Annotated in this window: 17 protein-coding genes; 15 read left to right on the top strand and 2 right to left on the bottom strand. The window is 41.8% G+C overall.

Annotated features, from left to right (window positions below; all coding sequences use genetic code 11):
* The first annotated feature begins 63 nt into the window (after positions 1–63).
* The 12 genes from V1500_RS16850 to V1500_RS16795 all read left to right on the top strand — a co-directional run bounded on the left by V1500_RS16850 (position 64) and on the right by V1500_RS16795 (position 14,773).
* Positions 64–939 carry a carbon-nitrogen hydrolase family protein gene (locus tag V1500_RS16850; RefSeq protein WP_409301001.1) on the top strand — a complete coding sequence of 292 codons (876 nt, stop codon included), beginning with the start codon at positions 64–66 and terminating at the stop codon, positions 937–939.
* A gap of 6 nt (positions 940–945) precedes the next feature.
* Positions 946–1,611: a GNAT family N-acetyltransferase gene (locus tag V1500_RS16845; RefSeq protein WP_409300999.1), complete on the top strand. Its 666-nt coding sequence runs from the start codon at positions 946–948 to the stop codon at positions 1,609–1,611.
* A gap of 139 nt (positions 1,612–1,750) precedes the next feature.
* Positions 1,751–2,425, top strand: coding sequence for a GNAT family N-acetyltransferase (locus tag V1500_RS16840; protein WP_409300998.1), 675 nt, complete (start codon positions 1,751–1,753; stop codon positions 2,423–2,425).
* A 635-nt stretch (positions 2,426–3,060) separates the two neighbouring features.
* Positions 3,061–3,840: an SDR family NAD(P)-dependent oxidoreductase gene (locus tag V1500_RS16835; protein WP_409300996.1), complete on the top strand. Its 780-nt coding sequence runs from the start codon at positions 3,061–3,063 to the stop codon at positions 3,838–3,840.
* Between the two features lies 1 nt (position 3,841).
* Entirely contained in the window at positions 3,842–4,828 is a 987-nt protein-coding gene (locus V1500_RS16830; protein ID WP_409300995.1) for an aldo/keto reductase, read from the top strand.
* 394 nt (positions 4,829–5,222) lie between these two features.
* Positions 5,223–8,189: a formate dehydrogenase subunit alpha gene (gene fdhF, locus V1500_RS16825; protein ID WP_409300993.1), complete on the top strand. Its 2,967-nt coding sequence runs from the start codon at positions 5,223–5,225 to the stop codon at positions 8,187–8,189.
* Positions 8,182–8,742, top strand: a complete 561-nt coding sequence (locus V1500_RS16820; protein ID WP_409300992.1) for a DUF1641 domain-containing protein — start codon at positions 8,182–8,184, stop codon at positions 8,740–8,742. The genes fdhF and V1500_RS16820 overlap by 8 nt, the downstream gene beginning before the upstream one ends.
* A gap of 624 nt (positions 8,743–9,366) precedes the next feature.
* Positions 9,367–10,017, top strand: a complete 651-nt coding sequence (gene sigH / locus V1500_RS16815) for an RNA polymerase sporulation sigma factor SigH (RefSeq protein WP_409300990.1) — start codon at positions 9,367–9,369, stop codon at positions 10,015–10,017.
* Between the two features lie 903 nt (positions 10,018–10,920).
* Positions 10,921–11,667 carry a Cof-type HAD-IIB family hydrolase gene (locus tag V1500_RS16810; RefSeq protein ID WP_409300988.1) on the top strand — a complete coding sequence of 249 codons (747 nt, stop codon included), beginning with the start codon at positions 10,921–10,923 and terminating at the stop codon, positions 11,665–11,667.
* Between the two features lie 140 nt (positions 11,668–11,807).
* Positions 11,808–12,806 (top strand): NAD(P)H-dependent flavin oxidoreductase, encoded by a 999-nt coding sequence (locus V1500_RS16805; RefSeq protein WP_409300986.1) that lies wholly within the window; start codon positions 11,808–11,810, stop codon positions 12,804–12,806.
* 40 nt (positions 12,807–12,846) lie between these two features.
* Positions 12,847–14,214, top strand: coding sequence for an FAD-binding oxidoreductase (locus tag V1500_RS16800; protein ID WP_409306021.1), 1,368 nt, complete (start codon positions 12,847–12,849; stop codon positions 14,212–14,214).
* A gap of 334 nt (positions 14,215–14,548) precedes the next feature.
* Entirely contained in the window at positions 14,549–14,773 is a 225-nt protein-coding gene (locus V1500_RS16795) for a hypothetical protein (protein ID WP_409300984.1), read from the top strand.
* Here the strand turns inward: V1500_RS16795 and V1500_RS16790 are convergent.
* Entirely contained in the window at positions 14,770–16,692 is a 1,923-nt protein-coding gene (locus V1500_RS16790) for a hypothetical protein (protein WP_409300982.1), read from the bottom strand. The two genes, V1500_RS16795 and V1500_RS16790, sit on opposite strands and share 4 nt — an antisense overlap.
* A gap of 302 nt (positions 16,693–16,994) precedes the next feature.
* Between V1500_RS16790 and V1500_RS16785 the strand changes: the two genes are divergently transcribed.
* Both V1500_RS16785 and V1500_RS16780 read left to right on the top strand, forming a co-directional pair.
* Positions 16,995–17,612, top strand: coding sequence for an NUDIX hydrolase (locus V1500_RS16785; protein WP_409300981.1), 618 nt, complete (start codon positions 16,995–16,997; stop codon positions 17,610–17,612).
* Positions 17,613–17,928: 316 nt separating this feature from the next.
* Positions 17,929–18,909, top strand: a complete 981-nt coding sequence (locus V1500_RS16780; protein WP_409300979.1) for an LCP family protein — start codon at positions 17,929–17,931, stop codon at positions 18,907–18,909.
* A 172-nt stretch (positions 18,910–19,081) separates the two neighbouring features.
* Here the strand turns inward: V1500_RS16780 and V1500_RS16775 are convergent, their stop codons facing one another.
* On the bottom strand, positions 19,082–20,356 hold the full coding sequence (locus V1500_RS16775) for an MFS transporter (protein WP_409300977.1): 1,275 nt from the start codon (positions 20,354–20,356) through the stop codon (positions 19,082–19,084).
* Between the two features lie 241 nt (positions 20,357–20,597).
* Between V1500_RS16775 and V1500_RS16770 the strand changes: the two genes are divergently transcribed.
* A complete protein-coding gene (locus V1500_RS16770; RefSeq protein ID WP_409300975.1) occupies positions 20,598–22,163 on the top strand; it encodes an alkaline phosphatase family protein in 1,566 nt (521 codons plus the stop codon).
* The last annotated feature ends 47 nt before the right edge of the window (positions 22,164–22,210 follow it).

Genomic DNA, 22,210 nt, shown 5'->3' with positions numbered 1-22,210 from the left:
ATATATTTATATTTAGTGATAAAAAATCCGTAAACTTGCACGGATAAATTAAGGGGGAGTATCATGAAATTTCGTGTTTCTGCTGTGCAGTACCAGCTGCATACTATCCAATCGTTTGAAGAGTTCGCCGATCAGTGCGAACACTATATTAAAGCAGCACAAGAATACGGTTCAGAGTTTGTACTATTTCCAGAGTTTTTCACCACACAATTATTATCGATCGGTAGTGAGCAGGGAACGAAATTGACGATCAATGAACTCCCTGGATTTACTGAACAATATAAAAACCTGTTTTCAAAGTTTGCTAGGGAAACAGGGATGCATATAATTGGCGGAACTCACGTCATTCAAAAAGAAGGGCGGCTTTATAATGTCGCACACCTGTTTTATCCGGATGGGAGAATCGGTGAACAAGCGAAGCTGCATATCACCCCGACTGAGGTCCATGAATGGAATATGTCACCAGGTGATGGCCTTGAAGTATTCGATACAGATAAAGGCAGGATTGCAATCTTGACTTGCTACGATATCGAGTTTCCTGAAATTGTCAGAATGGCAAAAGCAAAAGGGGCGGATGTAATATTCTGTCCATCATGCACTGATGACCGTCATGGATTCCATCGTGTACGCTATACCAGCCATGCACGGGCCATTGAAAATCAAGTATATGTAGTCGTCACAGGAACGATCGGTTCACTACCTACAGTAGACTTCATGCGTGCCAACTTTGGACAAGCAGCTGTCATCACGCCGAACGATATACCGTTCCCGCCCCAAGGCCTTTTGGTAGAAGGTGAATTAAACAGTGACATGATTGTAACAGCTGACCTTGACCTAAGCTTATTATATGAAGTTCGTGAAAAGGGATCAGTAACAACTTGGAGAGACCGTCGGAGTGACTTATACCCGGATTGGGAAGCTGTTAAAATCGAAGGGTGATGGAAAGTGGGCTATCACAATGAAATATACGTGTTTGATAATGGGAAGCCTATTCCGGCTGTGATTCGTAATTATAATCATAATGATTTTGATGAGCTCATTAAGATACAGGCGGAGTGTTTTCCTCCTCCATTTCCTGCCGATTTATTGTGGAATGAAGAGCAGTTGAACAGCCATGTGAGCCTCTTTCCGGATGGGGCGATTTGTGTGGAGGTAGATGGGGAGCTGGCAGGTTCATTAACAGGCTTATGTGTTCAATTTGATCCTGCCCAGCCTTCGCATACGTGGGAAGAAATAACCGATTCAGGATATATCAGAAATCATGACCCGCTGGGCAATACCATGTATATTGTTGATATTAGTGTACGGCCAAGGTTCCGAAAATTTGGACTTGGAAAATTGATGATGCAGTCGATGTATCAGGTAGTGGTTGAGAAAAAGCTGGACCGATTACTCGGCGGGGGAAGGATGCCCGGATACCATAAGGTCGCCCCGCAGATGACGATTGAGGAATACCTGAATAAGATAATCGGCGGAGAAGTGAAGGACCCTGTCATCAGCTTCCTGCTTAAATGCGGCCGCAAGCCGCTGGCGATTGTAGAAAACTATCTCGATGATGCAGAGTCTCATAATTATGCTACATTAATGGAATGGAAAAATCCTTTTAAATAAAGATTTGGTTTGTTTCGCAGATAATCTATGCATAAGAATATTTAATCAGTATCATATTCATGAAATTTGGGCGAAATCATACGCCTGAAATTTTCATAACTTGCGAAAGAAGCCTTACTAATACATAGGAGTTGCATGTATGGAATATATCAGAATTAATAATATAGACGACCCTTTGTTCAAAAAGATGCACGATTTAATGAAGCAAGTATTTCCTCCGGAAGAAGTACTGGACTTTGGATTGTGGAAGGAGCCTTTAGAGGATCCTGGTATCCGAGTGTTTGTCGCTGTCGAAGCAGATGAAGTAGTGGGTTCGACTGAGTACCGTTATTATCCTAACTGGAATATTGCAATGACCGATTTTACTATAATCGGCATGTCTGGACATAGTATCGGACGCTTCCTGGCACAGAACCGGCAAAAGGATTTGAACCAATTAGCGAAAGAAAATGGCAAAGAATTATTCGGTATGTTCGCAGAAATCTATAATCCTTATATTGTAGAAGAGAATCACGCCTTTGGCGGAGTTGCCGCAATGAATCCTTACGTACGCCGAGAAGTATTATCACATTTGGGCTACCGCAGATTGGATTTCAGCTATGTACACCCTTCCTGGCAGAATGATGGAGAGGCGGTAAGTGGCCTGGATTTATGCTTCATGCCGGGAAATGATGAACTAACAGAAATCCCTGCGTCCCTTGTGGTGGATTTTCTGACAAATTACTACAATGTCCTGCCAGAAAAACCACAGGAATGGCTTGCGATGGTGGAAGGCTTAAAACAAAAAGAAGCAGTCAGCTTATTGCCTTTATAATAATTGTCTGAAAAGAACTCATTCCTGAGTTCTTTTTTTGTGGTGCGGTAGATTTAATTGTATTTTCCATCGGCAAATTAAATACATACCAAGAATTCTCGAGAATGCTTTACATTTCCTTCAGTCCGTGTTGTTCAAGGATGACAGATTCCAAAAAAACATGAAAGGGGGACTGTAGCGTACCAACATGGCTTGATAAGAAAATGAGTGCTTGACATAGGCAATGATAAATAAGAAATATTTCCAACGTAATTTGGTGATTCAATAAATTATTATTTGACTGGATATGCTTTTTTATTGTGGTGAGTTTCTGGAATAAGAGGACAGAGGCATATTATAAATATTTAAGCGCATTATTGGCGGAGATGATTATGCTCCAGATTTCGGATTTGCCAAACTCAATAAAAGTGATTGTCAACCCCCTGGAATGGCTAAAATTTTTTAGCCGTTCTTTTGTTTTTTTAGGGTAATAAATGCTATTAGATAATTCTGAGCAAATTGATAGCCTGAAAACTGGATAACGGATTATAATTTCGCCAAGATACATAAAAAAAACACATAGGTGAGAATATATTTGAATGCTGCTCAATTCATTTTAACTATCTGATTGCTTATTGTTAAAGGAGACTATCTCAATGGAAAACAGACTGGATGGTACTTATGTAGTTGTGACTGGTGCATCAAACGGTCTTGGTTTGGCGATGGCTGAAGCACTTTTGTCTCAAGGGGCTACAGTGGCCATGGCTGCCCGGCCAGGACCTAAACTGGATCAAGCTGTCGAAAAAATGCAAAAAGCAGGATTAAGCGCGGTTAGTCTCCCACTTGATGTACGCTCTGAGGAATCTGTCAGATCGGCGGCAGAATGGGTCAGAACAGAGTGGGGCCGTCTGGATGTACTTATTAATAATGCTGGGATCGGCATGCGGACAGTGAATCCTGATTTTTTGACAGAGCCCCAGCCTTTCTTCAAAATTCAGCCAGATAAGTTTCGTGATTTAATCGATACAAACGTTACAGGATACTTCCTTGTATCGCGGGAATTTGTTTCATTAATGGCAGAACGGGGAAAAGGTAAAATTATAAATATTTCCATGAATTATGAAACCATGAAAAGAAAGGGATTTGTACCTTATGGGCCGTCCCGTGCGGCTACTGAATCATTGTCATACATAATGGCCGAGGATTTGAAAGACTATGGAATTACGGTTAACATGCTGCTTCCCGGGGGTGCCACCGTTACTGGCATGATTCCTGATGAAGTCAGGGAACAGCTGGAAGGAAAGTTTGAGCTGCTTGATCCAAACGTTATGGCGGATCCAATCGTGTACCTTGCTTCAGGAGAAAGTGACGGCATTACGGGTGAGAGAATTGTCGCGATAGAGTTCGAAAAATGGTTACAGGAAAGGGGTATTTAGAATGAAAAAAAGAAGACTTGGCTCATCAGGTCTGGAAGTATCTACAATCGGACTGGGCTGCATGGGGATGTCGGATTTTTATGCAGGTCAGGATGATCAAGAATCTATCAACACAATTCATCGTGCTATAGAATTAGGGGTCAATTTTCTGGATACCGCTGATATGTATGGTGTTGGAAAGAACGAGGAATTAGTCGGCCAGGCAATAAAAGGCCGACGGGAGGAAGTTATCATCGCTACAAAGTTCGGGAATGTGAGGGGAGAAGATGGAGCTTTCCTTGGGGTGAATGGGCGTCCTGATTATGTCAAGAAAGCTTGTGACGCAAGCTTACGTCGTCTAGGCGTTGATTATATCGATCTGTATTATCAGCATCGCGTGGACCCGGACACCCCGATTGAAGAAACGATCGGGGCAATGGCAGACCTTGTGAAGGACGGCAAGGTACGCTATATCGGGATGTCGGAAGCAGCATCTAATACAATAAGGGCCGCCCATAAAGTACATCCAATTACGGCTCTTCAGACAGAATATTCATTGTGGAGCCGCGATGTGGAGGATGAGATTCTTCCCACAGTACGGGAGCTTGGGATTGGTTTTGTTGCATACAGCCCGCTGGGAAGGGGATTTCTGACAGGTCAGATACAAAAATTTGAGGATTTAGCCGAGGATGATTACCGCAGGCATTCTCCTCGTTTCCAGGGAGAAAACTTCCAAAAGAATATCGAATTGGTTTCAAGGATAAAAGAAATCGCTGAAGAAAAAAATGTAAAAGCCTCCCAGCTTGCTCTTGCCTGGATTTTAAGACAGGGAGAAGATATTGTACCGATTCCCGGAACAAAAAGAAGAAAGTATCTTGAAGAAAATATAGGTGCGGTGGACATAGATCTTTCTGAAGAAGACCTTGCACGAATCAATGAGGCAGCCCCTCCGGGTGCAGCTGCTGGACTTCGTTATAACGAAGAGAGTATGAAGAGCGTTAACCTTTAAAGATGTGAATGCTTGTATTTACAACAAAGAACTGCAGAATTAGCGGTTCTTTGTTTTTTTGTAAGTGAAAGTAAGTAATAGAAGTTGCAGGTCTCATTTGTTATTGCAGGTCTCTGTAAAATCAAATACAACAATGTGTGATTAACCCTAATGTTTACCCCAAGTTACAGCACAATATCTCCTCAGAAGATAAAGACCAAGGAAATATCGTGAATTTGATTGTTCAATAAAGCAATACATAATCATACAAAACAGGAATATGACTGGCAGATAATTGAATCCATAATCCCTTTTTCGACACATTATGTTTGATATTTTTTTCCGCAGGGTAGTGTTTTTTTATAGCAAGCCAAAATATGAATCCTCTGTTCAAGGCGGAGAAAGGAGAATATCTGTGGAAGAAACAGTACGAATTACGATAAATGGAGCTGAACATATCGTTCCAGCAAATAAAACTGTCCTTCAGGTTCTTTCTGATAGTTCAATAGAAGTGCCTAGTGTCTGTTACCACCCGAGCCTGGGGCCGATTGAAACATGTGATACATGTACCGTAAATATAAATGGTGAATTTGTGAGGTCATGCTCCACCTTTGTCCAAGCGGGTGATGTCATCGACACATCCTCACCTGATGTTATGCAGGCGCAAGTAATGGCCATGGACAAGATCCTCCATAATCATGAGCTATATTGTACGGTTTGCGATTACAACAACGGTGGGTGTGAAATACATAACACCGTCAAAGAGATGAAAATTAACCACCAAAGCATTCCCTGGGAAGAAAAGCCGTATGAGGAGGATAATTCTCACCCATTTTACCGTTATGATCCTGATCAATGTATCCTTTGCGGCCGCTGTGTGGAAGCCTGTCAGGATGTTCAGGTCACCGAAACTCTGACAATTGACTGGGAAAGGGAGCGCCCTCGGGTTATCTGGGATAACGATGTGCCTATCAATGAATCTTCTTGTGTTTCTTGTGGACATTGTTCTACAGTCTGCCCTTGTAATGCGATGATGGAAAAGGGAATGGTCGGTGAAGCTGGTTATTTGACAGGCATTGCCAAGAAAACACTCCGTCCGATGATTGAATTGACCAAGGGCGTAGAAACAGGATACGGTTCTATTCTTGCAATTTCCGATATGGAATCAGCCATGAGGGATGAGCATATCAAGAAGACAAAAACCGTTTGCACATACTGCGGAGTTGGTTGCAGCTTTGACGTGTGGACGAAGGGCAGAGAGATCCTTAAAGTGGAACCTCAGGCAGAAGCCCCTGCAAATGGCATTTCCACCTGTGTCAAAGGCAAGTTTGGATGGGACTTCGTAAACAGTGAAGAGCGTTTGACAAAGCCGCTAATCCGCGAAGGGGACCATTTCCGTGAGGCTGAATGGGATGAAGCATACAATCTCATCGTAAATAAATTCACGGAAATCAAACAAAATAACGGCCCTGATGCATTAGCATTTATCACTTCTTCGAAATGTACAAATGAAGAATCGTATTTGATGCAGAAATTTGCACGAGGAATCATCGGCACAAACAATGTCGATAACTGTTCCCGATATTGTCAGTCCCCAGCGACTGTCGGCTTATTCCGCACAGTAGGCTATGGCGGCGATTCCGGTACCATAAAGGATATAGAAAAAGCAGGAATGGTGATTGTTGTCGGATCGAATACTTCCGAATCACATCCAGTTCTTTCGACACGTGTGAAACGCTCACATAAATTACGCGGCCAAAAGCTGGTTGTAGCTGATCTTCGCAGGCACGAGATGGCAGATCGTGCGGATCTTTTTATCCAGCCGAAGCAAGGTACAGATCTTGTGTGGCTTTCCGCTGTTAGTAAATACATCGTTGATCAGGGCTGGGCTGCTGAAAAATTCCTTCGTGAAAGAGTAAACGGGATTGAAGAATACATCAATAGCATCCAGAGATATACATTAGAGTACGCTGAAGAAGTCACAGGCATTAAAAAAGAACACTTAATCAAGATTGCAGAACACATTCATGAATCTGACGGCGTTTGTGTACTCTGGGCAATGGGTGTTACCCAGCATTTAGGGGGAAGCGATACCAGCACAGCAATCTCAAACCTTCTGTTAATTACCGGTAACTATGGACGCCCAGGGGCAGGTTCCTATCCATTGCGCGGACATAACAATGTACAAGGAGCCAGTGACTTTGGAAGCATGCCAGATCGTATGCCTGGTTACGAATTCATTGCGGATCCGAAAGTGCGAGAGAAGTATGAGAAGGCATGGGGCCATAAAATACCAGAAAAAATCGGCATGAACAACCATGAAATGATCGAAGGCATCCACTCAGGCATTTTAAAAGCGATGTATGTAAAGGGTGAAGAAATGGGGCTTGTTGATTCCAATATCAACCATGTCCATGAAGCTTACCAAAAACTTGATTTCTTTGTAGTACAGGACATCTTCTTGTCTCGTACCGCAGAATTTGCGGATGTCGTATTGCCGGCTGCACCGAGCCTTGAAAAGGAAGGAACGTTTACCAATACAGAGCGCAGAATTCAGCGTTTATACCAGGTGCTTGAGCCGCTAGGTGATTCAAAGCCAGACTGGCAGATCATCATGGAGCTAGCAAACCGGATGGGTGCTGGATGGAACTACACATATCCGGGCGATATCATGGAAGAAGCCTCTAAGCTTTCTCCGCTATATGCCGGGGTAACATATGACCGATTGGAACGCTACAATACTTTACAGTGGCCTGTTGCTCCAGATGGGACTGATCAGCCTGTATTATTCTTAGATCGCTTCCCATTCCCTGATGGAAAAGCAAGATTATTCCCGGTACATTGGACAAAGCCTATCGAATTCGGTGAGGAATACGACATTCATGTCAACAACGGCCGATTGCTGGAGCACTTCCATGAAGGAAATATGACCTACAAATCTGAAGGTATTTCTTCCAAGACACCAAATGTATTCCTGGAAGTATCTCCAGAGCTTGCCAAGGAAAGAGGATTACAGGATGGTACCCTTGTCCGCCTTACATCGCCATATGGAAATGTAAAGGTAACCTGCCTTGTTACCGACAGGGTAAAAGGAAATGAAGTCTATCTCCCAATGAATGACTCGGGAGAAGCAGCTATTAATCTGTTAACCAGCAGTTATTCAGATAAGGATACAGATACTCCTGCCTATAAGGAAACCTCGGCAAAAATGGAAATCTTGGGCCACACCGGCGAGAATCCGCTTCCGAGAATAAACCATCGCAACGGGAATCCACAGCCGCAAATTGGGGTTCAGGTCCAAAAGAAATGGGCACGAAAAGATTATATTTACCCTGGTGACCTTATGAAGATTAAGAGGGAGGGGCGGAGACAGCATGGCTAAAGCAATCAAAAAGATTGAAAGAATCATACTTTCAGAGGAAGATAAGCGTAAAAAAGATTTATTGGAAGTAGAAGCAGCCTTGCTGGACAACAAGGAAGCGATTTTGGAATCCCTGCAAATCATGAAGCATATGCAGGAAAGGGGAGTTCTTTCCTTGCTAAGCGGATTGTTCGGCCAGGGAGACAAGGTAATGGATATCCTCGTCAAGGCCGCAGACAAGCCTGAAGCCACCAATATGCTGAAGAACCTGCTCTTAATGGGCGGCCTTTTGGGCACATTGAATGTAAGGCAGCTGGAGCCGTTTATCCTCAAGCTGAATTCGGGAATCGCCCGTGTATCGGAGCATAAGGATCAGGATGAAAAGGTCGGCTACTTTGACCTTGTGCGAAGCCTTAAGGACCCCGAAATTAATAATGCCCTATCTTTTCTCCTTACCTTCCTAAGAGGAATGGGCCAGGAAACGGAGCATCTGGAACGCAACACAAAGCTTCCTGAAGATCAGGAGTTCCAAAAAATTTATCGCCAAAAAGAAGGAATGCACGAGAGAGATTAAGAATCTCGTCTGCTGCCCCCTATCCGTAAACGGATGGGGGGTTTTTTATTCTGGTCATGTATGTATGTTGTTTTAATTTAAAATTACATATGGAGCATCTGGCTTCTGGGCCATTTTTTTACCTGCAATGCTGTTTCTATGTGCTTTAAAAACAGGGTATGCGTGCTAGAAGTTCAGTTTTTCAGGCTTAGTTAGACCGCAGAAGGGGAAGGCCTATTGCGGTCAAAATTACAATTTAACAGACAGCTGCACAAATAATCGGGACAAGTCATGAAAGAGGGAAGCATTTATCTAAGATGTAGAATATGCCAATGGATGTTAAAAATATATCGAGCGGCTTCGACATAAAACGATACATTTATAATCGATAAAAAGCCGTTCTTCTGCTAATTCTAATTGTTCCTCGCAGCTGTTGTAAATAATAGTCGATATATTCTGATTTAATTACCACCCTTTCTGGGATACTATATTTATGTAAATTACTTTTATAAGGACAAGCATAACCAAACAGATCTGCCCGAGACTCGGTAAGGGTTTATTATTAGAACGCTAATGAAGTCAAGTAGAATGGGCCATTGATAATTCATATCTGCGAGCATGGCAGAATTCAACGGAGGGATATGAGTGAGTGTAGGCTATGAAGTAAAATCTATAATAAATTATACGATGCTTGACGATGAAGTACTGGTAGAATTAGTACACAATGGCGATACGGAGTCATTGGAATTTTTAATAAATAAATATAGGAGTTTTACCAGGGCAAAGGCGGGGCGGTATTTTTTAATTGGCGGAGATAAAGATGATATAGTACAGGAAGGCATGATTGGTTTGTATAAAGCTATTCGTGACTTTAGGGAGGACAAGCTGGCTTCCTTTAAAGCCTTCGCTGAACTATGTATTACAAGGCAGATTATCACTGCAATAAAAATGGCAACCCGCCAGAAGCATGCACCTTTAAATTCATATATATCCTTGGATAAGCCTATATATGAAGATGATTCGAGCCATACCCTTTTAGAGATGATAACTGGCGTGGAAATTAATGATCCAGAAGCACTTTTTATCCATCAGGAAAATGCGAATGATATTTATCTAAAAATGGCAGAATTTCTGACGGAACTGGAAAGGGAAGTGTTGGCGATGTACATGGATGGCCATTCTTACCAGGAGATATCCGAGAAGCTGAACAGGCATGTAAAATCAATTGATAATGCCCTGCAAAGAGTAAAGAAAAAGCTGGAACGTTTTTTAGAATTGAGAAAAGCGGTAGTATGATTCGTTTACTGTCTTGGGCAGGAAATGCTGAAATTAAGCGAATGCAAATGGCTCTCCAGTAAGTGGATGCTACCAGGGGATGCGGGCTTGTTATCTTAACTCTGTGATGAATATGTTAGTTAGGTGCTTCCCGCGTTTCCTCTGAATTTTAAGGCTGCAGGCTGATTCCACTTTCAATTCCAGCGTATGTGCGGTTTCTTTAAATATTATATATCTTAAACATCAACTTTCCCCCCGTTTCACTGTTAATTGAGGTTTGACAGTTCTTCGGAAAACTCCATGGATATTTAGATAATTACGGTATCTGACAAATACAATACTCCCCAAAAATATATAAGTACATAAGTGCAGTCATGAAGCGGTTCTAACAAAGACTTCACGATCTTTACAACATTTTAATGATCTGTTTACCATTCCTTATTGAAAGGCGGGTATATTAAGCATAAATTAAATAATTTTGTAATAAGATTCGAGACTTGCGACATACTTATTTACATAAAAAGCTGGGAGGGGAACCCATGGCGCTCCTGCTAAATTCTGTTTTTGTTTTGGCCAATGCAGTCACATTGTCGTACATTCTTTATGAAACTTATATTAGATCGCGGAAAGAAACTCACATTAACACCATTAAAAAGAGTTTATGAATTAGTCAGGCGTTTTCACATTTTGAATTTGGTTTTTAATTGAGCAAGCAGGGGAGGGATTTCTGAATAATAAGCCCTGCTGCCCATGGAATGGATTTTTTGATGGCTGAAGATTTGGAACCAGTTGAATGGTTATGGTTCATTTAGGTCGTGGGCGACTTTTTAAACCATTCATATTTCTTCTAAGCAGTCTGTTTTTTATCCGGCTCTTGTTTTGATACATTATTAACAAGAGACATACGGAAAGGGTGCTTAAAAAATGATAAAAAACAAGATAATTAAATTAATTGCCTGCGATATGGATGGAACACTCCTAAATGAAAGTGGGAATATTTCGGAAGGGAACAGAAGTGCGATTAAAGCTGCAGAGGCAACAGGAGTTAAGGTAATACTAAGCACAGGCCGTGCTTACATGACCTGCAGTGAGTACGCAGAATCTCTTGAGCTCTCCTCCTATCTGATCACGGTGAACGGCAGTGAAATCTATGACGATAAGGGTCTGCTGATTGAAAGGAATCCAGTCCGGACTGAGCTTATACAGTGGATGCATGATCTTAGCACAAAGCATAAAACGAGATTTTGGGCAGTCAGCGCTGACAATGTCTGGCGCGGAAAGATGCCGGTAGATATTACTCAGCATGAATGGCTCAAGTTCGGCTTTGATTTTGATGAAGATACAATCAAGGAAGAAGTGTATCAACTCCTAATGGAAAACGGGACATTGGAAATCAGCAATTCAAGCCCAACCAATCTTGAAATCAATGCGTTGGGAATTAATAAAGCGAAGGCGATTGAAAAGGTTTGCAGCCGGATGGGAATCACGATGGAGAATGTAATGGCATTGGGTGACTCCTTAAATGATATTGCCATGATTAAAGAAGCTGGAATTGGAGTGGCAATGGGAAATGCCCAGGAGATTGTAAGAGAAGCTGCAGACTATGTAACAAATACCAACGAGGATGACGGGGTAGCCAGAGCGATTGAAAAGTTTGTTTTGAATAATTGATTCGAAGTTTAGGCCTGGCTTAATGCCGGGCTTTTTCTTATCCAAATTCAATTTATAAAAACTTGAAGATTGTATATATCGACAGTATTATGGAATAGAAGTATATTCAGAAAATTCAGTTTGAAAGTGAGGAGTTCTACTTGAGTAAAAAAATTCCAGACAAATGGTGGAGCATGTTGAGGCTGCCAGCCATTTCAGCGCCTATGTTTTTAGTTTCGGGTCCCGACCTGGTACGGGAGGTTTGCCTGAATGGTGTAATTGGAAGCTTTCCGGCTCCAAACGCCAGACCCTTAGAAGTGCTTGATGAATGGATGGGGCAGCTTAACAGGGAGCTGGAAAGTGCCAGGGAGGCAGAACCAGACAGGAAAATAGCACCCTGGGCTATAAATATGGTGGTGCATAGCTCTTACAGCAGGCTTAAGGAAGAGCTGGACCTGGTCCAAAAGCATCAGCCTCCGCTTGTTATTACCTCCTTGGGGAGTCCAAGGGCAGTAGTTGATATAGTACATAGCTATGGTGGTTTAGTTTTTTCGGATGTAAGTGATATAAAGTTTGCCAGGAAAGCAGCAGAAGCGGGGGTAGATGGTTTGATTCTGGTTGCCACTGGCGCTGGAGGACATGCTGGAAACCTGAACAACTTTGCGTTTATTGACAGTGTCCGGACTTTTTGGGACGGAATCATTGTCTTGGCCGGGGCAATTTCCACCGGGAAAGGGATTCTTGCTGCACAAGCTGCAGGAGCCGATTTGGCTTATATGGGAACACGGTTTATCGTAGCCGAAGAGAGCATGGCTGATGATGAATATAGACAGATGCTGGTTGATTCCACTCAAGAGGATATTATTTTAACCGATGCTTTTTCAGGAGTAAACGCCAACATGCTTATACCAAGCATTGTCAAAGCAGGCCTTGATCCAGCCCAGCTCAAAAGGAAGGAGTCCGTGGAGTTTGACAGCATGCAGAAAGGAACCAATGCAAAAGCATGGAAAGACATATGGTCAGCTGGACATGGAGTTGGCGCCATTACCAAGAAAGATTCGGCTTCAGGAATCATTAAAGTATTGGAAGCTGAATATCAAGAGGCTATACACAGCCTCCAAGAAACCGCTTCCAAATTAAAAGCGGTGATAACGAACTAGATTTACAAATCAATTCTTTCAGTATTTTTTTAAGGAGGGCCTGCTGTTGTATAGCGATATATTAAAGATAATCCAGGATAAGGAACGGATCAGCACCAATGAAGCAGTAATGGAACAGCACAGCAGGGGTATGACATACCATACCGGCAGGCTGCCGGATATTGTAGTTTTTCCAGTCAGTGAAGAGGAAGTTGCTGCGATCGTAAAATATGCCGCTGAAAAAAAGATCGCAATTGTTCCTTTTGGTGCAGGAAGCAGTCTGGAGGGACATGTAATACCTGTTAAAGGCGGCATTAGCCTGGATTTTACTTTGTTGAATAACATTGTATCTGTTCATCCGGAGGATTTCATTGTCAAGGTTCAGCCAGGAGTAACGAGGAAACAATTAAATCTTCAGCTGAAAAAACATGGCTTGTTTTTTCCGATCGACCCAGGTGCAGATGCAACAATTGGTGGAATGGCTGCCACAAACGCGAGCGGGACTAATGCAGTGGCATATGGAACAATGAAACAAAATGTATTGGGATTGAGGACCGTCCTAGCAAGCGGGGAAGTGATCATGGCAGGCGGGGAAACGGTTAAATCTTCTGCTGGCTACAATCTTAAGGATCTCTTTGTCGGCTCTGAGGGCACTCTTGGTATATTTACTGAAATTGTTCTAAAACTTTCAGGAATTCCGGAAGCAACCATCGCAGCTAAGGCATATTTTACGGATGTGGTGGCGGCAGGCGCTGCTGCGGAGATGGTGCTGCAGGCTGGAGTCCGGATAGGTAAGATCGAATTGGTAGATTCCAGAACCATAGAAGCTGTAAATCATTATCGAGGCACAACTTTTTTGGAAAAGCCGACACTTTTCCTGGAATACAGCGGCAGCCCCGAGGAAGTGGAACACGGGATAAGTAATATCAAACAGCTTATGGAGTCAGCAGGTTGTCTTGAGTTCGTATATGAACGTGACTCACTAAAAAGAGCTGAGCTTTGGGAAGCAAGGCATAGTGCTGCCATAGCAATAGTGAATCGGAAACCAAACCAGATGCTGGTTTCTACAGATGTATGTGTCCCAATTTCAGAATTATCGAGTGCAATTAGTTATGCCCGCGATGTTATAGATAAATACAGCATTGAGGCGGCTTTGCTGGGCCATGTTGGCGATGGTAACTTCCATGCAGCTTTTGGAGTCAACCCAAACGATGAGGATGAAATGACAAGGTTTTATCAAATGAATGACGAAATTGTTGAATATGCGCTTAGCCATAGAGGTACATGCAGCGGTGAGCATGGAGTGGGCATGGGCAAAGTGAAATACTTGAAAAAGGAAAGAGGAAACTCCTTAGAAGTAATGCGATCAATTAAAAGAGTACTGGATCCGGACAATATCTTGAATCCTGGAAAAATATTTGCTGACTAAGACAATCTCGCTTTTATGTAAACTTAAAGCCTTCGGTATCCCCCGAAGGTTTTTTGATTAAGTAAGAAAGCATAGCTTTTTCACTTAGATGATGTCTATCTTCGACGTACATGATGTACAAGTGCCGACTTCGCCAGGCCCCACATGATGTGGGGCCATTCGGTATTGTCTGGCCTTATAGGAGGTGTGACCACCAACATGTGGCAGTAAATAGCTGAGGCTCAGTCGATCAGGTTCTGCTTTTAAATATACATTGAAATTAAAACGTAACATAAATGTGGTAGAGATTCTAGAGGAAGCTGGCTCATACATTATATTCAGGGAACAGAAGGGGGTGGAACGAAACGAACAGATGCAGTTCATTATCCAAGTTAATTACTTTAGTCTTCCAGCTGCCGCGGCAACCAATTATCTGTATAACCAAAAACAAACAAGAATTCTATCGAAGATCATACATCAGCATGATGATTCGCAACAATTTACCATTAAAACAAATGAAGAAGTAGCAATTTTCACCTCTTATCCTTCTTTGGAAATGCGGATAGTAAAGGAAAGCTAGTGTGAATTTATAGCAAAGTCAGTGCTGTTTCTCAGTTTCAGAAATGTATTTTGTACGTCTTGGCCTGATACAGTCAATACGCCTATATTATTTTCCTGCTGAATGAGTGATCCTTTATCCAGTTGGTCATAGTGAATAAATTCCTTCGACAATATTTCATGTGTAAAGTGATGGTCAATTACCATTTGGGATTGAGCATGTTTATTTTGTGCAATCGGCGGAACAGACAGCATTGTCTTTAAAATATGTCCTTTTAATCCTTTGGCTGCATTATTCTTCAATGGACTGCTTGTAAATTGATGGATTTTTTTTCTGTCACCATCCAAGTAAAGCGCATCGACAGAAACGGAAAAAGAAAACTTCGCATCTCCGGATAAAATGACACATAGTTCTGGATTTAAATCCAGAATCCATTTATGGAGATAATCAAAACTGTCACCGTTATATCTTCCAACATTCGGAAGATGTGAAAGCTCACCCGGGATGTATGGAAGTACGGGGAAACCAATGCGGCTGATGGGTAAGACCCGTCTCTTCCTTTCCTTATTAATCAAGCGGGCGATACTATAAAGTGGCAGCGGAGAAGCGATTAATAGCGGGTCACCAGGTTCCCATCCAAATTCATAAAGGGTATCAGCTGCCTTAAACCAGCCTAATTTATTGATCAGGCAGCCGACCTTTTCCTTTTTGGAAAAGATGTACTCCCGATGTGTCCGGATGTCCAGAAATACGGCGTTAGGATAGGTAGGTGCTGTGAATTGCCAGCAATTGAATTCCCACAGTAAAACAAGCCAGTCATGATAATTGTCTTTAGAGGGATACGACCTTAGCCCTGATGTTAATCGCTTGACGAAGCTGCTGTCAAAGCAGGAAGGCATATTCCCCCAGCCCTGAAATGCCCAATAAGCAGAAAGTCCGTTGGTGATTACATGCCGTCCTAGCGCTGATTTCCAGACGGATTGCTTCCAGTCGCCCGATATATTCCAATCACTTGTGAGATCATGCTCGTTGAAAATCATGTAAGTTGGAATATTGGCCAGGATCCGTCTTACAGGTTTCAGGCTTTCTTTAATGTCGAAGAACACATCTGCGGATAGAGAATCTGTATAATTGCTGTCGAAATTGGACAGCTCCCATAAACTGGGATTCCATGATAATAAATACATTGCTGCATATTCATTAAACCTGAATAAGTGGTTCTCAGCTGAAGTTGAGGTAAAACAGCAGAGCTCTGCAGCAATTTTCTTTCTTCCATTCAGTTCATCTAATGATGCGTATGGTTCTCTGCCAAGACGAGGTTCTATCCTGATAAGATTCTCTTCCCTATCATTCAATTTGTTTGCCAGCTTCCGAACAATTGACATTATTGGTGCAGAAACATCATCGGCATATATTTGGTTTCCTAACAAGAATAAAGCCTCCGGTCTCTCATCCAATTCTGAAAAAGTGGACTTCAAAAGTTCGTCTCCTTTTCTTATTGCATCGTGACCATTTCCATCCAGTTTTCTGCAGGATCCATAAAGAATCCTGCTTTTAGTATCCTCGGTAAGATAAAAAGCGGGATACTTAAGATCCCCGTAAACAATGGCATCCGGAGAAAATGAGTCTAATAGACCGAGGCTTTTCAAATCATGATGGATGCTCCCCATGGAAAAAGTCAGGTTATAGCCTAACAGGCAATCAAACGGGAAAGACTCCCGCATAGCCGGGGTGACTTGTATCAGGTTAATGTACAAGTTGCTTCCTATTTTGGCAGTTTGCTGCTTGCTGTTCGCTTTCAAAGGCTGATAGTTTTTTTTAGAAATGCTGTATAGCTGTGCCTCTATTTTATATGGCGAGCTTGATGCAATCCAAATATAAACCTGGTCATATTCAACCCGCCGCAATATAGGTCCGGCTAATATCTCGGGTAATTTCATTTAATCGCCACCGCCCAATATCATTATGGGCAGTATATTCATATTAATGGGCGGGAGTGCAATTTCTTTATCGTGCTATTTAGCTGGTGCAACAAATATGATCAAGCCTGAACCTAAAAGCAGGAAGCTTCATTTCTGCAGTCCGCCTGCATGAAAAAAATCTGTATATTCAAAGTACGTTTTTATGCTGTTCTTTCTCCAATTTCAGTAAAATGAAAGAGATGGGTTACAGGAATAGTATAAAGAGTTTATAGCCGATAGATTGCTGGCTTAGATATTTATAACAATAAGGGGGGACAACGGTGGAAGATGAATTGATACATATTTTGGACAGGCAAGGACACTTGAAGGGTGTCGCTACAAGGCGAGAAATTCATCAAGCAGGGCATTGGCATAATACTTTTCATTGTTGGTTTATTGATCAGGAAAATGGACGTGACTATATCATCTTTCAAATCAGAAGCGATCAGAAAAAGGACTTTCCGGGCATGCTGGATATAACTGCTGCGGGGCATATTTTGGCTAATGAGACAGTGGAAGAAGGCGTACGTGAGTTACATGAGGAGCTTGGTTTGGACATTTCTTTCGAAGATTTGACAGGAATCGGTTTGATCCAGGACCGTATTAGCCAGGGTGAATTTATTGATAACGAATTATGCAGTGTTTTTCTCTATGACAGTAATGTAGCCTTTGATCGATATAATCTTCAGATAGAAGAGGTATCGGGAATTGTCAGGGCTGAATTGCTTCTTTTTGAAAAGCTGTGGGCAGGGGATATAGATCACATAGCGGTGCACGGATTCCAAATAAATGAATTGGGAAATCAAACTGTTCTTGTTAGGCAAATAAGAAAGCAAGATATCGTACCACATGATGATCGTTACATGGATCAGGTCATCCGAGCCATTAAGCACAGATAGTTTTTGCCACAAATCACTGGCGGTTAAGAAGTAAACAAGCTGTTTTACTGTTTTATCAACAGCGCTGATTTATTCAGGTGTAAGCACGCGCGAATACTGCGAAATTTAGCAAAGCAATCTATGAATTAAAAAATCAATAAATATCGTTTTGCATTCATTTTTAGTTTTGAATTCAAGCTGTTCGGGGAATTTATAAGTAGATGAAATAAATTCAATGTTTGGAAGGTGCTTCAAAAAATAACACAATTTGTATTTTATTGCGGGACTGGATGACGTAAAATGAAAGTATCAAATCCAAAAAAAAGGACGCATTTTTATGGAGCAGACAAATAAAACACGAACTGTGAAGCGTGTTAAGAAAAAAGGACGAAAAAGGAAAGTCATCCTGAGCATATTTTCATTTTTTTTATTACTGATATTCGGATTTGCTGCTTATTTCTTCGTTCAGTACAAACAAAGCTTTAATAGTTCAAAAGCAAGTTCAAACCTCAGCGGCAAACAGATAGAATTTAATGGAACCACCGACAAACTGGATAAAGTAAATATTCTGCTGCTTGGCATTGATGCCAGAAATAAAGAAGTCTCACGTACTGATACCATTATAGTAGCTCAGTACGACCCAAAGACAAAAACGTCTAAGATGGTATCCATCATGAGGGATATCTATGTGGATATCCCTGGATATAAGAAGAACAAAATTAACTCAGCATATTCAGTAGGAGGAGCGGAACTATTAAGGAGGACACTAAAAGAAAACTTTGATTTGGATATCGAGTATTATGCTCTTATTGATTTCAAGGGATTCGTCAATATGATTGATGAGGCTTTTCCTGAAGGGATAGAAATGGATGTCGAAAAAAGAATGTCAAAAAACATTGGGGTTACGCTGAATCCAGGAATTCAAAAGCTCCATGGAAAAGAATTGCTGGGGTATGTCAGATATCGTGCTGATGGTTCCGACTTCAATCGTGTAGAGAGGCAGCAAAAAGCCATAAAAGTCTTAGTCAATGAAGCGGTGAGCTTAAAGGGTGTAATGAAGATCCCCAACATGATCGGAGCGATTCAACCGCATATTCTGACCAATATGGAAACAACAAAGATGCTTGCTATTTCTACATCTTTTCTTTCAGCTGAAGGAAGGGAAATACAAACCATGAGCATTCCCGTCAAAGACTCCTTTACAGACCCGACATATGAAGGTGTAGGACGTGTGCTGGATATTGATTTAGAAAAAAACAAGCAGGAATTACACAATTTCTTGGAAGGAAGTACGGCTGTCACAGTACAGCAAAATTAATACGTCAAGGGTACCTGAAGATATTCACATACCCTTCTGATTTTAGTCAACAACCTGGAAATTTGAAGATTCACCAAAAGAATGACAATTTTTCTTTTTGAGAATATTAATGTAAAACAAAAGGCCAATGCTATGAAAGCATGGCCTTTTGTACATTAACGACTCAGGATTGTTATAAGCTGATTCTTTGACTCTTCTCCGGCTCCTTTTCCGCCTGGATTCGCTGGGCTCTGTAAAATAGATACAGAACAGGAAGCTGGAGCAGCCCCGAGATAAAGATTGCATTTCTTATGGTATATCCCGTTCCTGCAAGGCCGACTAGCGGTCCGCCGGCTGTCTGCCCCAGCGCATCAAATTGGCTTGCGATTGAAAGGACAGTTGCCCTCGCATGGTTAGGGATATTCTGGTTTAGCCAGGTTCTATAAAGCGGGTAGATTATCGTTCCAGCCACACTTAACAGCATATAGCTAATAAAAGCTATTAGAAAATTTCCTGAAAATGCGAATAACGCAATAACCCCTATCTTAATAACCGTAAAAAAGGTCAGGGTCCTAACAATCAATTTTTCATTAACTGTGTCGATATACCGCCCGGCTGCCCCAGTTGCCAAAAACGAAAGAATGTTAGCTGTAATGCTAATGATTCCAAACCAGACAGCCTCATTTAGCGAAAGGAACTTGGGGAAGGTGATCGTGATAAGAAAATGTGCTTCCCACAATCGGTCAAAACCTTCTGAAGCAGCACCCTGAAGTAGTGTAGTGAACAATAAGATCATTAAGATTTGGCTTCTGCGGACTGCTGTAATTCCACTTTTAAAAATTTGCAGGGAAGCCGCTGAACTAGTAGATGGCATTTTTTTACCTGCTGATATGGTATGTTCCTTCATATACAAGAAAAGAAAAATAGCCAAAGAAAGATAAACAACACCTCCTGCAATATAGGGTAAGTGTAACGCTATACTGGCTAGGCCTACACTTGTTAATATCCCAAAGGCAGCAGCAGCCTGATTGTATCTTGCTGCAGATAAGAATACGGGTCCGATATGCTGGTCGCCTAGTTCATCCGTAACCCATGCCTCCGCTGCCCCGGAAATAAATGTTTCGCCAAACCCGCGTATAATTTCTGCGATAAGGATTCCCGCAAAAAGGGAAACCGCACCAGCAAATATATTATGGATGGAAGGGACCAGCCCTTCGAGTGTGAACGCGGCACCTAAAATGGCAGTACCCAATATAACCGAAAATCGGCGTCCTTTTGAATCAGCAAATACACCAGTCGGAGTTTCAAAAATGAGAATTGTTAATTCCAGCACAGTCCCGACTAAAAGCAGCTGGAAAGGGTTAAAGTGTAATCCATTTACATAATACAAAGCATATGTGGTAAACATCGTTGCATTGGCAAAGCTTGAAGCTGCCATGAAAATCTTATAAATAGTTGACGCGTGCAAATAATTCTTCCTCCCTGCTTACAGCACGCATCAAAAATATGCGTGCTAGCTTGTAATTCTCCTATACAATTCTATTTTCATGATTCTATTGGCTGACATGGTCATCCCTCCATGGTAAATGTTGGTTTAATTTTACAAGCATTGTACTGGACGGTCAACAGACTATAAGGCATAAAATTTTTGCGCTTACCAAAGGATATAGGAGAGGTTTCAAGCCATTACTGGAAAGATGAGGTATATTATGAGGTTTGCCAGAAGTGTTACTATTATTATTTTAATTTTACTGTCTTGTTTGAGGTTTTTTAAATTCCTGGTCCACCGGAACAAGCTAATAGACATAAACCATGTGTCGACAGACAAAAAGGTAGTACTTATTGTGATGGACTCAATCATGGATGCACCGCTTCAATTGGCACTTAAGGAAGGAAAACTTCCTGCACTACAGTTTTTGTTGCAAAAAGGACGGTACTACCCGGATATGGTCAGCAGTTATCCAACTATGTCTGTCTGTGTAGACAGCTCATTGCTGACCGGTAAATATCCGGATAAGCATAAAGTACCTGCCCTCGTTTGGTACAATGAAAAACAAAAGCGGTTTATCAGCTACGGAAGCGACAAGAAAGAAATTTTTAAACTGGGACCAAAACGAGTCCTCCATGAAAGTTTATTTCATCTTAACCTTGATCATTTAAGGGACGATCTAAAGACCATACATGAGGAATTGCATGATCGGGGGCTACAATCCGCATCAATCAATACACTTGTGTACAGAGGGTATACAAGGCATAGATTGACGGTTCCAATCCTCTTAAAAACCTTCCGATTTTTGCCGCCAGTTGCTTTTGTAAGGGCACCAGCTTATTTTTCCTACGGTATGCTTTGTAAATTAAACCCCCGAAATAAACACACCCGTTTATGGGAGGGATTCGGTTTCAATGATAAATTTGCTGCAAAAGAATTTGAATATTTAATTGAACACAACAGGGTCCCTTCCTTTTCTATTGTGTACTTTTCCGATAATGATAAAAAGGTTCATAAAGAAGGGGTTCTCCAAACCAAGGGGTTAGAAGCGGATGATTTGCTGCTCCAGTCTATCCTTAATAAGTATGAAAGCTGGGATCAAGCACTGGACGATACCATATGGATTGTGATGGGGGATAGCGGCCAGACAGCTGTAATTAAGGATAAAGATGAAGCGTTGATAGATTTAAGAAAGCTTCTTAATGAGTATAAAATACACAGGATAACCGGCCCGATACAGGAACAGGATCAGATTGTTCTCGGATTGAATGAGCGCATGTGTTTTATTTACATTCTGGATCCAGCTGTTAAATTAGAAACAATTGCGAACATTCTTCAACAGGATGGCCGAATTGATATCATCGCATGGAAAGAGGAAAGGACGGTCAATGTGATATCAGGCGGCAAGAACGGGATCTTTTCGTTTACACCAGGTGGAGAGTATGTAGATGAATATGGACAACAATGGGAAATAAATGGTGAACTTGATCTTTTAAATCTCAAACTTGAAGGTGATGGCAGGATCGTTTTTGGGGATTACCCGGATGCTCTTGCACGCTTGTATAGCTCTTTTTATTCACACGAAGGGAACTATCTGGCGGTCAATGCCTACCCAGGATTTGAGTTCGTCGGAGAAGGCTCTCCGACTCATACAGGAGGGGGAAGTCATGGTTCACTGCATAAACAGGATAGTTTTTTTCCTCTGATCGTAGCGGGTACCGACTTGGAGCCAAAACACCGGAGGATTATTGACTTGAAGGAATGGATTATGAAAATACTAGAATAGGTTGAACAAAAAAACCCCAATTGATCTTAAACAAGAATACTGTGACG

The organism is Peribacillus sedimenti (assembly GCF_046237635.1).
Lineage (GTDB): Bacteria > Bacillota > Bacilli > Bacillales > DSM-1321 > Peribacillus > Peribacillus sedimenti.
Note: the sequence above shows the minus strand (reverse complement) of the source record. Positions and strands in the feature narration are given on the sequence as shown.